Below are 14,777 nucleotides of genomic sequence, written 5' to 3' on the forward strand. Positions count from 1 at the left end.
CTCACGCTCCGTCCGCGCGCGGAAGCTTGGCGACCTCGTCTACGAACATGTGGGACAACCGGCCGGTGACCTCGCGCGGGATCGTGATTCGTTCGCCCGCAGCGCGTTTGACGGCCTTCGCCAGGACTTCCTGATCGATGACGATATGGTCCAGAATGGTCTGCACCGCATGTTCGATCTTCACGTACTCCCGCGGCAGAATGGACAGCGCGCGGTAGGCCTCGAACGCCGCCGCCTGCGGGTTCAATTTGACCACCGAGGGCATTTCCCACCAGCGCTCCGGCCACGGCCCGTCGTGCGGCTGCGGTTCGACCACCGCTTTGCCCTCGTAGCGCACCATGCCCAGACGCAAGAGCTGCCAGACCGCGGCCAGGAACGGGCACGACCACCTGGTGTGCTCTTCCCCGTCCTTGTTGATCTGGGTGTTCCACAGCTCGATGTCCAGGAAGATGGTGTGCTCGCGGGACGCGAACTCCTCGGGCGTGCGGTATTCCGCCACCTGCATCGCCTGCGCCGAATCGTGGTCGGAGGAGCGACGTCCGTTGCACAACCAACCGGACTCGACATCCGGCGGGCGCCGTCCCGTCGTCTGCTTCAACGGCTCGGCGACGACCCAGGACGCGATCATCTCGGCCAGCTCGATCTGCTGCCCGGTCATCCTGCCGTTGACATACAGCGGTGTTTCCCAGCAGCCCGCCTCGCGCGCGAGATAGTCGATGCGCAGGTCGCAGTCCGCGGCGATACCGAGCACCTTCGGCAGGATCTCACTCGGTTTGGTATTCGCGCCGAAGTAGTCGTCGATCAGGAAACACGTACTCACCCGCGCGGATTCGCCGTACTCCGCCTTGGCATCCCTGGTGTACAGATCGACCAGCCGGGCCACCTGCCGAAAATGGGCGCGGATCTTGTCCTCGCCGTTCACCAGGCTCTTCATATAGAAATGCCCGGTTTCGATGGAGAGGTGCGCGAAGTTCACGCCGGCCACCGGAACCTGCTCGGTCGCCTCGCTGTAGACGGTGACACCGTTCATCGTCAGTAGAGCCTCTCCCACGTCGCGACGTTCATGAGGCCGTCGGCCAGTTCCTCGAAAGCCTCGACCGTGCCTTTGTTCGCGATATTGCGGTCGACGTCGGAATCGAGGATCAGCTGCTCGCGCCACTGGAGCATAGGTTCCACCGGAGTGGTGCCCAGCGTGACACTCTCGCCGAGCTGATTTCTTTGCGCCAGATATTCCAGGGCCTTGTTCTGTTCACGTAACCAGGCCCACTGGGGCCCGCGGTCCTTGTCGCCTTCACCCTCGTTCGTGTCCGGCACCGCGGTGCGGACGTAACGGACCGAGTCCAGCAGCCTGCCCGCGTCGTGCCCGCAACTCGTACCCGTCTCCAACAGGCCGTTCGGGCCGTGCACCAGCCCGTTCGCGGCCAGAATATGCTGGCGCGTCCACCGGTGGAAGACCAGCCAGCGCGACTCGACCGCCTGCAGCGGATCGGCGGCCGTGGCGCGCAACACGATCTCCAGGGCCGCCGATCGGCCCGCGCTGAGGTCCACGAATATCACATCGAATTCTTGCTGACAGATCACCATCAACTCGATGCATTTCTTCACCACCTGCTCGGTGACCGCGAATTCACCGCCCCCGCGGTCACCGGGAAACAGCGTGAGCTCGTACGGATGCCTTATGGCACGCAGGTTCTCACGATTGGTCTGCGACCGGATATCGTAGCGGACCGGCGGGTTCACCGCGCCCGTGAAATACTGGTGCAGGCCGTTACCCTCGACCACGCCGCGATCCATCTTCTCGATTTCGAACAGCGCGCCCGAGGTGGGCGAGCCGAAATCGAAATCGAGATAGGCGACTCGGTAATCCTTCGCGCTCAGCCGATAGGCGAGATTACAGCTGGTCACCGAGCGTCCGGTGCCGCCTTTGTCCGAGGTCGAGAAAACCAGGATGGAATCGCTCAAGCTACTCACCTCTCCTGGCATCGAGGCTGGCCACTTCCAGCGCGTCCAGCTCACGCAACGCCTGATCGCAGAGACTGAACGCCGTCGCGGGCCGCTCGTCGATCAAAACGCTTGCGCGCAAAAGGTTTTTCTCGATGTTCTCCAGTGCCCGGCGATTCGGCGTGTTGTCCTTTTCGCTGAGGTCGAGGAATCGCTGGTTGAGCAGGTGATCGGCTTCGTCGAGCAGTTCCAGCGCCCGCGTCACCGAGGTGGGGGACCGGAACGGCGGATTCTGGTACGACGCCTCGGCGACGACCAGGCACTCGATGATGCGTTCGGTGAAGTACCAGGAGGGTTCCTGTACCCGGTCCGCGATGGGCTCGACCGGCTCGCCGGTCGGCGACGGCTCGGCGAACACGCGCGCCGCGTCGTCCCACAGGCCCTTGGCCGGCCCGGCCGGAAAAGCGCGCCGCTCCAGATGATCCATGGTCGCCTGGGCCAGTTCCAGCAGTTGCCTGCGCGTCGACAGCGTGCGCGACAGCTGCGCCGCCTGCAGGATGCGCTTCAGCAGCATCGGGCCGTAGTCCGAGACCGACCAGGCCAGCACCGGTCCGTTGTCGATGGCCTCGATGCCCCGCAGGGTCAGCAGCACGCCCGGAATATGCAGGGCCCGTGCGGGATCGTGCTCGGTGAGCCTGCGGGTGATCCGGCCGCGGCGGGCCAGCTCGTCGAAAATCTTGGTGGCCCTGGTGAGGTCGTCGTCGTCGGCCTCGCGGGCGATCAGGTCCTGGATCAGCAGACCGGAGACGCAGAGACTGAAGTAGTCGGACTCCTCGCCGTCGGAGGTCCGCCAGGGAATGTCCTCGAGCGGCCAGTCGCCGTCGCCGTACCGGGCCATGGCCGACCAATACCGTTGCGCGAGATCCCAGCGCAGTTGCAGCGCGTCGGCCAGGCGCCGCTGGTCGGCATCGAGCAGATCCAGCTCGCGGGTGCGCGGCTGGGTCAAGTCGTTGATGCCGTCCAAGGCGGTGATGGTGAAGTAGAGATAGGGCTGCCCGATCGCGTAACCGTCCGATTTGGCGGTCGGTACGTCGACGAAGTCGATGACCTCGGCGCCCTGGACCACGCCCCAGCTCCAGCCGCACTCGAACATCAGCGCGGGGCTTTCCAGGTCGGCCTGCGGGGTCTTGTTCAGCGTGACATCGCGCAGCAGCCGGCCGCGGACGCGTTCGAGCCGCCTCGCGACGCCGCTCACCACCGAATCCGGTTCCGCGCCAGTTTGATTGAACATGCTGAGCATCGCGAGACCACGCTTGGTCTCGGGATCCACCGACAGCACGACGAAACTGCGCACCAGGCCGATCATGGCGGCGGTGAGCCGCTTCCTGAGCCGTTCCTCGACCGGCTTGATCAGGATCTCCAGCCGCGGCTGATCGCCGCCACCGGTCGGATCGCGCAGGGCGCGAAGGTATTGCAGTCCGGCCAGGCAGAGCGACAGCGACATGGAATAGGAGTCGACCACGTCGACTTCTCGCTGCTTTTCGGATGCTTGCTCACCCGCGCCCGCGCGCAGGTAGCTGCCCGCGGAAAAGACCGGCTCCTCGTCGCGCTCGTAGCGGCGCAGGTAGTCGTCCAGGATCTCGACGATCTTCAGACCGATGCGGCGTTCCCGGCCGAACGGTTTGAGCGTGGCCCGCACGTCGTCGGCGATCTGGTCGGGATTGTGCAGCGCGAAGCTGGCGATCTGGGTGGCGGGGTAGAGCAGGCACAGCAGTTGTTCTGCGTCACTGATGGAGTTCGAGCCGTCCCGCCCGCCCCACACCCAGGTATCGTCTCGGTAGCAGGCCGCCAGCAGGGAACTCCATACATTCAGAATCTGCCGCCGTGGCTGGATTCTCATGGATCGCAGCCTTTCTCTCTCGCTCAGAGGACCACATCACAAGGGAGCGCCCGGCAATAGAAGCCGACCGCCCAGTCTTCTTATCTCGACTAAACATGCACTCGGACAACGCTGTTCGCGGTCAGGTGATGACCTGACCATACTTATTGTCTGTGACTGGAGCGTATCGCGTTTGTAACTCCGTAAACCCGGCAAATTTCGCCTGAAGCGCGAGCAGCCGACGACGCCCCCGGCAGGGGCGAAGCGCATCCGCTGCAGATCGGATGCCGTCGGCCGTGCGAATCTACACCACCGCCGAGGGCGACCGCAGCCGAGTTCGGCACCGGGCGGCCCCTGCGGCGAAAGCCGGTCCGACCAGCCCGTCACCACCCGCTCGAGCTGGTGAAACCTCGGTGCAACCGGCGTGAGACGGCACTGCGGCACAGTGGTCTGTGGCGGAGACGCCGGACGAGTCGGGAGGAGCGCGGAGTGCTCGAGGTCGAGGTGTTGATTGTCGGCGGCGGGCCGGTCGGGCTGACGGCCCGTGCTCTGCTGCAACGCTGGGGAGTGCGCACACTCGTGGTCGAGAAGCGCCGCGAACTCTCCCCGTTTCCCAGGTCGCGGTTGATCAACGCCCGAACGATGGAGATCTTTCGCGGGCTCGGCATCGCCGAGACCATCACCGCCCGGGCCTTCCCGCCGGAGTACGGGCGCATTCGTTTCCGGGATCGGTTGCTGGACAAGGATTTCGCCTCGGCGGCGATGGTCGGGGTGGACGCGCCGATCCCGGCGAGTCCGGTGCTCGGCGTGGTCAGTTCGCAGGATCGATTGGAGCCGACGCTGCTCGCGGCGGCGAGCACCCCGGTGCGCTTCGAGGTCGAGGCCGTCGAGCTGGCCGAAGCCGCCGACGGTGTCGTGGCGACGCTGATCGATCGGAGCAACGGGACCACGACCGAGGTCCGCGCCCGCTATGCGATCGCTGCCGACGGCGCGAATTCCGGTGTCCGGCAAAGCCTTGCCATCGGCGTCACGGGTCCCGGGGTACTGAGCCGTGCCACCTCGGTGGTCTTCGACGCGGACCTGCCGAGCTGGCGGGCCGAACAGCCCGCGGGCGTCTACTTCACCATGCAGGGATCGTTCGCTCCGCTCTACCCCGAGGGCGGTTGGCTGTGGTTCGTGCCGACACCCGACGACGTGGCCGACGCCGACTGGTCCGCCCTGCTCGCGCACGCGCTCGGCCCGCAGGTATCGGCCCAGGTGCTTCGGGTACAGCACTGGGAGATGAACGCCCATGTGGCCGAACGCTTCCGGGCCGGGCGCATACTGCTCGCCGGGGACGCCGCGCACGCACTGCCGATCGTCGGCGGCCTCGGCATGAACACCGGCGTCGCCGACGTGCACAACCTCTGCTGGAAGCTGGCGGGGATACTGCGCGGATGGGCGGGCCCGAAGCTGTTGGACACCTACGAGATCGAGCGCCTGCCGGTGGCCCATCGGACCCTGCGGCAGGCCGTCGAGAACACCCGGCTCATGCTCCAGGTGCAGCACGGCCGCCCCGATCCGCGGCCCGACAGCTCCCCGGCGAAGATCGAACTGCCTTGGTCCGAACAGTATTTCGCACAGATGGGGCTGGTACTCGGCGTCAGCTATCGCTCGGCCGCCGTGCACACCACCGACAGCGTGGCGGAATCCACTGATATGGGCACGGAGTACGTGCCCACCGCACTGCCGGGCCATCGCATGCCGCATCTGTGGCTCGCGAACGGCCGGTCCACGCTGGACCTGCTCGGCGCCTGGTTCACGCTGCTCACGCCTGCGCCGGACGAGTGGAAGCAATCAGCGCTGCCATGGCCGCTGCGCATCGAGACCCTTGCCGGGGCGCATGCCGACCACTGGGGGCTGGGAACCGACGGCGCGCTGCTCGTCCGGCCCGACGGGCATATCGGCGCCCGGTGGGCGGCCCGGCCGGACGCGGAATCGGCTCTCCGCGAGGTACTGACCGCGATTACCTGCGCGCAGAGTTGATGCGGTCCGCGAAATCCGGCCTGCCGAATTCCGGGTGCACCGAGTGAAGCCACACCTGAACTACTGCCGCATTTCGAGAAATGATTCCGCACCGACCCGGGGATACCTCATTTATAGGGGCATTGATAGATCACGAACCAGGCCACCAGACATGCCCATTGGCTATAAGGCCAGCTAGACCCCAGCGAACAAGATTGGTTGTCAAGGGGAATAGCGCCCGACGTGTCCGATTCCACACTGCCCGCAACCATTCCACCCAGTAACACTCGGCACCCCGGCCACGACGTCCTCGGTGACGCATGGCCCTCGGGGGGGCCTTGTCCGTCACCTTGCCGGTAATGGATTGGGGATAAGGACATGGCTTTTCGCGAGTTCTTCGCGCGACATCGGATCGCCTCGGCGGTCGCGGCGCCGGCGGTGCTGGGCGTGGCGGCGGCGGTGGCCGCCACGTTCGCATTGACGTCGTCACCACAGACCAGGGATACGCAGCTCACGACGTCGGTGACCGAGTGTCATGACATGGTGACGGTCTCGGTGGCCGGACGCAACGACACCCCGGTGGCGGGAACCACGAAGCTGCTCCTCGGCGCGGACGGCAAGGAACTGCCCGCCGCGATGGCCGGTGACCACAACAGCGAGTGGGTCGATCCGGTGGTCAACGCGCCGAACGGACAGGTGGAGCCCGGCTCGTACGCCGCGGTCTACATCGCCTATCCGGCGAACATGGCCACCTACGAGGACGCGGTCAACGCCGGCGCCGCGAACACCGAACAGGTGATGCGCGAGATCTCGAAGGCCTGCCCGGACACCAAGTTCTCGATCGTGGGCTACAGCGAGGGCGCCGATGTCGTGCGCCGCGTCGCCCAGAAGATCGGCCATCAGGAGGCGGGCCAGGACGGCGCGTACGGGATCGTCGATCCCGACGATGTCCTCGGCGTCGTGATCCTCGCCGACGCGGGACGCAGCGCGGGCGACGGACCTTTCCCTGGCTCGAAGGATCCGTTCGGCAACCCCGACGGCTTCGACCAGAAGTATCAGAACGGCAAGAATCCCGTACCGGGCCAAGGCGCGTTGCCCGGCACCAGCGGTGATTTCGGCAAATTGAACGGCAAGATCGCCTCGTTCTGCTCCGACGGCGACCTGACTTGCTCTGCGCCGGAGAACATTTCGCTGTTGCAACTGGTGGTCAACGTGGGCAGGCAGATCAATGTCGACGCGCTCGAACGAGACGGGCTGACCCCGGCCACCGGCCAGGATGTCGCCGTCGTGCTCGGCCGGATCGCGATGACCGCGTTCGCCGATATCGCCGCCAACCCGAACTGGATGAAGAGCGACGAGACCTTCCTCCAGGTGCTGTTGAAGGTGTCCGATCCCGCCTACAAGCCGGGTCAGCCGCCGGCCACGACCCCGGTGAAAGCCGATGCGATCGCGGCCGACGACATGTCGCCGCTGGCGTACCTGCCGCAGAAGATCCTGAACGAGATCATCGGTCTCATCGTGACGAACCAGAACACCATTCCGGTGGTGATGAGCGATCCGTACAAGCTCACCCTCGGGCCGAACCACACCGGCCACCACTTCGACTACTGGAAGGACGCCGATCCCGCCAACGGCAAGCCGCTGACCTCCGCCGAATACGCGGCGGCGTGGATCACCCACCTGGCCAAACAGGCGCAGGAGGGCAAGAAGATCGACAAGAACGCCAAGCCGGAACAGGCGGACGTGGAAGCGGTGTACAAGGCGGCCGCGGCCACCAGCACCAGCAAGGCCGCCCCGACCAGCACGACCGCGGCGCCGACCGGTACCAGCGCCGCGCCCACGGTCAGCACGACGCCGTCCACCACGGCGCCGACCACCACGCCGGCACCGGCCACGACCCCGCCGGTCACGACGACCACCTCGGCCCCGTCCGAGATCGCCGCGCCGATCGACACCACCAAGTCGGCCCCGTCGGCGACCAGCACCACGGAATCCGCCGCGCCCACCGCCACGAGCACCGTGGCTCCGGCCACCACGAGCACCGTGGCACCGGCCAACTGAGTTCGGCTCGCACCAGGCGAACGGCGTCACCGGAGCACCGGTGGCGCCGTTCGCCTTAGCCGGTACCGCTGTGCTGCAATGGAATCCACTATGACCCCGCCTGCGCCGACCGGGCATGGACCACCGCACACGGGTGGCCGAAAGACGCCGATGCCCCGATATTTCGGGGCAAGTGGCCTGGTCTGCGCATCGCGAAGTGGATCTGTCGGATGATCCGATCTCCTGTATAAGCTCGCGTTCGATCGAAAGCGAGTGCCGCATGCCAGTAATTCGAACCTGCCGGAACGTGCCGTGTCGACCGGGGGCCGGGCGATGACGCAGCGCGGGTGGGCACTGTTCCTCGCGATGGGCGTGATCTGGGGCGTGCCGTACGCGATGATCCGGATCGCGGTGGACGATTTCGATCCGGTGGTGGTGGCGTTCGGCCGCACCCTGATCGGCGCGCTGGTCCTGTTGCCGATCGCGTGGTACACCAAGGCCCTCGGCCCGGTGTTCAAGCGGTGGCGCCCGCTGCTGCTGTACACCGTGGTGGAGATCGTCGGACCGTGGCTGTTCATCGGCTTCGCCGAGACCACGCTGAACAGTTCGACCGTCGGCCTGTTGATCGCCGCGGTCCCGCTGATCGCGGTGGTGATCGTGACCAAGCTCGGCCACGACCGGTTCGACCGGCGCCGGCTCACCGGGCTGATGGTCGGATTCGCGGGCGTGGCCGCGCTGGTCGGTCTCGACATCGATCTGTCCAACCCGGCCGCCATCGGCGCGATCGCGCTGACCACCGTCGGTTATGCGCTCGGCCCGATCGTGATCAACCGCTCGCTGGCCGATCTGCCCCCGCTCGGCGTGGTGACCGCCTCGCTGCTGATCGCCGCCGTGGTGTACGCGCCGTTCGCGGTATTGCGCAGGCCGGCAAGCTATCCCGCCGATGCCACGCTCTCGGTGCTCGGCCTCGCGCTGGTGTGCACCGCCGCGGCGTTCCTGCTGTTCTTCGCGCTGATCTCGGAGGTCGGCCCGGCCCGCGCGACCGTGATCACCTACATCAACCCCGCGGTGGCCATCGTGCTCGGCGTGAGCGCGCTCGGCGAACCGCTGACCGCGGGCATGGCGATCGGCTTCCCGCTGGTGATCTTGGGCTCCATCCTCGGTACCGCGCGCAGCCGGGAAGTCCACGAGGACGCGCTGACCTGCTCGCCCGCCGCCCCCGAAGCCGCCGCGCAATTGCCGGAGCGCCCGCCGGATCAGCAGCCGGATCTGTCGGTGCGCGGGTGAATGATGAGGCGGTGGTTGATCATCCGAACGCACCCGATGTAGCCGTCACCCGCGCGTCCTATGACGAGATGGCCGAGCTCTACACCGAATTCGCCAGGAACCATCTCGCGGGCAAACCATTCGATCGCGCGATACTGGGCGTCTTCGCCGAACTCGTGCGCGGCCCCGTCGCCGATATCGGTTGCGGGCCAGGGCGATTGACGACGCACCTGGCCGGTCTCGGCGTCGACGTCCGCGGCATCGATCTGTCGCCGGAGATGATCCGCATCGCCCGGCGGCAATACCCGCAGCTGTCCTTCGAGGTGGGCTCGATGGAGCGGTTGGCGCTCGCCGACGACTCCCTCGGCGGCATCCTCGCCTGGTATTCGCTCATCCACGTGCCACCCGAACGCGTGCCGGGAGTGTTGAACGAGTTCTATCGGGTACTCGAACCAGAAGGACACGCGCTGTTGGCTTTCCAGGCGTTCGACGGAACCGATGCCGTAACAGCGTTCGACCACAAAGTGGCTCGCGCCTACCGCTGGTCGCCCGAGCGGATGGCCGAGTTGCTGCGCGATGCCGGGTTCGAGGTCCGCGCCCGGCTGATCCGGCAGCCGGATCCGGACGAACGCTTTCCGGAGGGTTGCCTGCTGGCGGTGAAGCTTCGCCAATAGCCGCGCAGGCATCAGCCGGACCAGGTATTTTGGTGATGTCGCGCAGGATTCATGGCTGCGCGTGGCCCACCCGACAATGTGGTCGATTCGATTGCAACCCACACCACTGTCGTCAGGGGGCGACCCAACCATGGAACTCATCGCACCGGTCGATGCCGTCTTCTTGCTCGCCGAATCGCGGGAACACCCGATGCACGTCGGCTCGCTTCAGCTCTTCGAAGCGCCCGAGGACGCCGGACCCGATTTCGCCCGGCTCACCCACGAAAAGTTGCTGGCGGCCAAGGAGATCGACTCGACCTTCCGCAAACACCCCGCCACCCTGTTCGGCGCGCCACAAATGGCCTGGAGCCGGGCCGAGGACGTGGAACTGGGATACCACCTGCGCAGGCTCGCGCTACCGAGCCCGGGCCGGATCGACCAACTGGTCGAACTCGCCTCCGGGCTGCACAGCACGCTGCTCGACCGGCATCGCCCGCTGTGGGAGATCTATCTGATCGAGGGTCTCGCGGACGGCCGGTTCGCGGTGTACTCGAAGATGCACCACGCCTTGATCGATGGCGTCTCCGCGCAGCGCGTCCTGCAGCGCACGCTGACCAGCGACCCGGCCGACGCGCAGCCGCGGGTGCCGTGGAATCTGCCGCAGCGTCCGCGGCGGGAGAGCACCGGTGCAGCCGGCGGACTGCGCGGCGCGGCCCGAAACCTGTTGTCCGCCGCGGGATCCGGTGCCGCCATGGTGCGGGTGGCGCGGCAGGCCCTGGTGCAGCAGCAGCTGACGTTGCCGTTCGAGGCGCCCCGCACGATGTTCAACGTGCCGATCGGCGGCGCCCGCCGCACCGCGGTCCGGTCGGTGCCGTTGGAACGGATCAAACAGGTGAAGAAGGCGACCGGGTCGACCGTCAACGACGTGGTGCTGACCATGTCGTCCGGCGCGCTGCGGTCCTATCTCGCCGAGCGGGATGCGTTGCCGGACAAGCCGTTGATCGCGATGGTGCCGATGTCGCTGCGCTCGGCCGACGACACCGAGACCAATGGCGTGAAGGTCGGCGCGGTGCTGTGCAACCTCGCCACCGATATCCCCGACCCGCTGGAGCGACTGCGCGTGGTGAGCGAATCCATGCGCAAAAGCAAGGACGTCTACAGTTCGCTGTCCAGCACGCAGACCATGGCGCTGTCCGCGCTGATGCTCAGCCCGCTCGCGCTCAGCCTGCTGCCCGGGCTCATTCCGCTGACCACGCCTGCCTTCAACATCGTGATCTCGAATGTGCCCGGCCAGCGGGAACCGATGTACTGGAACGGTGCGCGCCTGGACGCGACCTATCCGATGTCGATCCCGTTCGACGGCCAGGCCGTGAACCTCACCCTGACCACCACCGCGGATCACCTCGACTTCGGCGTGGTGGGCTGCCGCCGCACCGTGCCGGAACTCCCGCGCCTGCTCGACCACCTGGAGCACGCGCTGACCGAGTTGGAGGAAGCCGCCGTCTGAAAGACCCATTCCGAGCAAAACTAGAACGTGTTACTGTCGAGTGATGGTGCACCGACCCGTCGAGGAAGCCGCTGCCGCGTCATGGCGATATCTGCGGCTCGCGGCCGAATCGGCGAGTCGGAGTCCGGCGACGGACCGGCACCCACTGCGGACAATCATGTAACTCGTTCTAGGACAGCTGCGCGTCGTTCGTCGCGACGCCGCGGCGAGGGAGACCAGCACGCCATGCGTACCGAAATCTGCGAGCGGCTCGGGATCGAATTCCCGATCTTCGCGTTCACCCACTGCCGCGACGTGGCGGCCGCGGTCAGCAATGCCGGCGGGCTCGGCGTGCTCGGTGCGGTCGGCTTCACCGCCGAGGAACTCGAGGTCGAGCTGGCCTGGCTCGACGAGCACGTGCACGGCGTGTACGGCGTCGACCTGGTCATCCCGAGCAAATACGAGGGCAAGGGCATCGACGGCCTCACCCCCGAGGAACTCGAGGCCAAGCTCGCGGAGTTGGTGCCGCACGGTCATCGCGATTTCGCCGAGAAGATCCTCGCCGATCACGGCGTCCCGCAGTTGCCCGACGGCGAGCGGCACAACCAGTTGCTCGGCTGGACCGCGACCACCGCCGCCCCGCAGGTGGAGGTGATCCTGCGGCATCCGAAGGCCAAGCTGGTCGCCAACGCCCTCGGCACACCGCCGGACGACGTGATCAAGCAGGTGCAGGATTCGGGCAGGCTGATCGGGGCGCTCTGCGGCTCGGTGAAGCACGCGCTCAACCACAAGAACGCGGGCCTGGACTTCGTGGTCTGCCAGGGCACCGAGGGCGGCGGGCACTGCGGCGAGATCTCGTCACTGGTGTTGTGGCCGCAGGTGATCGACGCCGTCGGCGATCTGCCGGTGCTGGCCGCGGGCGGCATCGGCAACGGCCGCCAGGTCGCGGCGGCGCTGGCGATGGGCGCGCAAGGCGCGTGGACCGGATCGCTCTGGCTCACCGTCGAGGAGGCCAATGTGCCGCCCGCGCAGATGCAGACCTACATCGACGCCACCAGCCACGACACCGTGCGTTCCCGGTCGTGGACCGGCAAGCCGTGCCGCATGCTGCGCAACGACTGGACCGACGCCTGGGAGCAGGCCGACACCCCCGACCCGCTGCCCATGCCGTTGCAGATGATGGTGGCGCTGGACGGCGTCAAGCGCGGGCACCGCTACCCGGAGGCGGCCAAGGACGTGAACTTCAATCCGGTCGGCCAGGTGGTCGGCATGATGCAGCGGGTCGAACGCTCCGCCGACGTGGTCGGCCGGCTGATCGAAGAGTACGTCGAGGCGTGCGATCGCCTCAGCAAACTCAACGGCTGATCATTCCGGCCATTCCGGCCAGCCCTTTTCGCGCAGCACCGGGTCGGTGATGCCGCCCCAGCAGGTGAGCTGGTCGGTGTCCCACCCGGCCAGCTCCGCCCCGTTCGCGTAGACAGATTGGAAGAACTCGAGCGCGGCGCCGACCGGATCGGCGGCCGCGCGCGCTTCGTCGTAGGCGTAGTAGGCCGAGTGCCCGGCACCGGAGGCGACCCAGCGGGCGCCGTTCGGGGTCAACGAGCGCTCGGCCAGCCCGGCGGGTTCGGGCGCGGTGTAGCTGTAGAAGGTCGGCTCGGGCACCTTGTCGTCGCCGAACCAGAACCCGGAGCTGATCACCTCGCGCGAATACGCCTCGCGGGTCACCGAATCCACCGAGTCGGGCAGCTCGACATGGCGTGGCGAGAACCGCTGCACGGCGATGTCGAAGGTGTGCCAGAACAGCTGGACCGGGCTGATCTTGCCCGAATAGGTGGCGCTGAACTCCTCCAGCACCCGGCCCACCTGACTCTGCACGCGGAACGCGTGCCGCACCTTGTCCGGGTCGTAGTGGCGGTGCTCGTCGTCGTCCTCGAACGGCCGTCGTGCGTCCGGCAGGTCGAACGGGTAGGGGTGCGCCAGTTCGACGTTCACGTCGAGGTCGCGCAGGCCGTGGCGCACCGCGCCGTAGAAGGTGGCGACGGACTGGTCGACCAGGTCGATCTCGGCTTCGGCGCCCTGATCGGTCGCGATCCGCAGCACGTGATCGAAGAAGTCGAACGCGCAGGTGAACACCGGCCCGGAGCGCGCGGAGCCCAGCGGCACCGTGGTCCAGCCGCGCGCGGTGAGCCGATAGGTCATATGCCACCAGTGGTTGCGCCGAATGCCCGCGGCCAGCGCCACCTTGCCGACGACCTGGGCGAACCGGTGCAGGGTCTCTTTGGTCGGCCGCCAGGATTCCAGCGGGATCGCGGGCAGCGGCTCGAATGCGACGGTCATGAGAAAAACGGTACGCCTGTACGAGTACCGCGCCGGGCCTGTTGCCACAACATGGGAGCAGACAGCTCACGCTGCGGCCACACTACTGTCTGAGACAGTATATACTCTGGGCCACGCGCTCGCTGCCGAAGCGCGCAGGGGATTTGCGCCTGGCGGTCCGCCGTATTCGCCAGCACAGTACTGGGAGTGTCCGGATGACAAAGCTTTTCACCATCGTCGCCATCGTGCTCGTCGTCGGCGCGCTCGCCGGGCTGGTGGCGCTCATCGTGTCCCGCCGATGGACCAAAGCGCTGCTCGCCGGCGGCGGCAACCCGATCAAGCCGGTGTCCGCAAAGGCGTTGCGCGGCTTCGTCGATGACAAAGCCGCTTTCGTCGTTACCGCCGAGCACACCTTCGACGCACCGCGCGACCGGGTGTGGGCGGCCCTGGACACCAACGGCTTGTTCTCCTGGTTGCCGCTGGTCAACGGCATGCGCTATCGCGACGACAACCGGGGCGTCGGCACCACGCGCGTGTTCGACGGGCTGCTGGTCGCGGGGGAGGAGCAGGTGATCGCCAGGGAGGAAGGCCATAGGCTCGCGTTGACCGCGACGAAGTCCTCGGTACCGTTTGTCATGAAGTCGATCACCGAGGAATACGAGCTTCACGGAAACGGTTCCGGTGACACGACTCTCACGTGGACGCTCGCGGTGCAGCCGCGCTTCGGCGCGCTGTTGCCGCTGCAACTCTTCGTACCACTGGCCCGTCCGGTGGCGCGCTGGAGCCTGCGTGGGTTAAGCACTCGGATCTGATTTCTTCCGGAGGTTCGGCATGTACCCGTGCGCCAATCGTCGCTGTGCCGATGCGGCACACCCCTCGATCGAATGCCCGAACCTGGTCCGCACGGACACGCCCTCCGGCCGAAACCTGTTGATCCTGGCGGTACTCGCGGTCTTGATCGTGGCGGCGCTGGTGCTCGCCGCGGTCACCGTCGGCAATCGCTGAGCGTTGCGCCGACCGCCCGCGCGTCGGTTGCGGCGGTCCGCGGGCCCGGCTCGGCATGCTGTCTGGGTTGGAAGTTTCTCGCGGTTTCGCTCTCGGTGATCGCTATCTCGTCCGCGCGAACGCGACCGACGACTGCCGGTGCCATCGCACTCGATGACATCGCGACAGCATCGGATTTGCTCAGTGC

The 14,777-nt window shown here is 66.9% G+C and carries 12 protein-coding genes; 8 read left to right on the plus strand and 4 right to left on the minus strand.

The genetic code is table 11. The features are described from left to right. Position 1: 1 nt before the first annotated feature. Genes TY25_RS23020 through TY25_RS23030 form a run of 3 tightly spaced genes read right to left on the minus strand, consistent with a single transcriptional unit; the run spans position 2 to position 3,841 of the window. Positions 2-1,051: an SCO2522 family protein gene (locus TY25_RS23020; protein ID WP_226887120.1), complete on the minus strand. Its 1,050-nt coding sequence runs from the start codon at positions 1,049-1,051 to the stop codon at positions 2-4. After that, positions 1,033-2,016 carry an SCO2523 family variant P-loop protein gene (locus TY25_RS23025; RefSeq protein WP_226887119.1) on the minus strand — a complete coding sequence of 328 codons (984 nt, stop codon included), beginning with the start codon at positions 2,014-2,016 and terminating at the stop codon, positions 1,033-1,035. Before TY25_RS23025 ends, TY25_RS23020 begins: the two co-directional genes overlap by 19 nt. Next, positions 1,964-3,841 (minus strand): SCO2524 family protein, encoded by a 1,878-nt coding sequence (locus TY25_RS23030; protein WP_042259110.1) that lies wholly within the window; start codon positions 3,839-3,841, stop codon positions 1,964-1,966. The genes TY25_RS23025 and TY25_RS23030 overlap by 53 nt, the downstream gene beginning before the upstream one ends. A gap of 468 nt (positions 3,842-4,309) precedes the next feature. Between TY25_RS23030 and TY25_RS23035 the strand changes: the two genes are divergently transcribed. The 6 genes from TY25_RS23035 (at position 4,310) to TY25_RS23060 (ending at position 12,634) form a co-directional block, all read left to right on the plus strand. Next, positions 4,310-5,845, plus strand: a complete 1,536-nt coding sequence (locus TY25_RS23035) for an FAD-dependent monooxygenase (RefSeq protein WP_042259111.1) — start codon at positions 4,310-4,312, stop codon at positions 5,843-5,845. A 357-nt stretch (positions 5,846-6,202) separates the two neighbouring features. After that, positions 6,203-7,885, plus strand: coding sequence for a cutinase family protein (locus TY25_RS23040; protein ID WP_042259112.1), 1,683 nt, complete (start codon positions 6,203-6,205; stop codon positions 7,883-7,885). A 312-nt stretch (positions 7,886-8,197) separates the two neighbouring features. Then, complete coding sequence (locus TY25_RS23045; RefSeq protein WP_042259215.1) at positions 8,198-9,151, plus strand: DMT family transporter; 954 nt, start codon at positions 8,198-8,200, stop codon at positions 9,149-9,151. A gap of 11 nt (positions 9,152-9,162) precedes the next feature. Next, positions 9,163-9,804 (plus strand): class I SAM-dependent methyltransferase, encoded by a 642-nt coding sequence (locus TY25_RS23050; RefSeq protein ID WP_042259216.1) that lies wholly within the window; start codon positions 9,163-9,165, stop codon positions 9,802-9,804. 130 nt (positions 9,805-9,934) lie between these two features. Further along, on the plus strand, positions 9,935-11,290 hold the full coding sequence (locus TY25_RS23055; RefSeq protein WP_042259113.1) for a WS/DGAT/MGAT family O-acyltransferase: 1,356 nt from the start codon (positions 9,935-9,937) through the stop codon (positions 11,288-11,290). A gap of 225 nt (positions 11,291-11,515) precedes the next feature. Next, entirely contained in the window at positions 11,516-12,634 is a 1,119-nt protein-coding gene (locus TY25_RS23060; RefSeq protein WP_042259115.1) for an NAD(P)H-dependent flavin oxidoreductase, read from the plus strand. Here the strand turns inward: TY25_RS23060 and TY25_RS23065 are convergent, their stop codons facing one another. Further along, entirely contained in the window at positions 12,635-13,606 is a 972-nt protein-coding gene (locus TY25_RS23065; RefSeq protein ID WP_042259116.1) for a DUF5996 family protein, read from the minus strand. Positions 13,607-13,830: 224 nt separating this feature from the next. Between TY25_RS23065 and TY25_RS23070 the strand changes: the two genes are divergently transcribed. Next, positions 13,831-14,397 carry an SRPBCC family protein gene (locus TY25_RS23070; RefSeq protein ID WP_226887118.1) on the plus strand — a complete coding sequence of 189 codons (567 nt, stop codon included), beginning with the start codon at positions 13,831-13,833 and terminating at the stop codon, positions 14,395-14,397. Positions 14,398-14,416: 19 nt separating this feature from the next. After that, the gene (locus TY25_RS42830) at positions 14,417-14,590 is read left to right on the plus strand and encodes a hypothetical protein (protein ID WP_156055125.1); all 174 of its coding nucleotides are present in this window, start codon (positions 14,417-14,419) and stop codon (positions 14,588-14,590) included. The last annotated feature ends 187 nt before the right edge of the window (positions 14,591-14,777 follow it).

It is taken from the genome of Nocardia brasiliensis NBRC 14402 (assembly GCF_000308475.2).
GTDB classification, from domain to species: Bacteria; Actinomycetota; Actinomycetes; order Mycobacteriales; family Mycobacteriaceae; genus Nocardia; species Nocardia brasiliensis.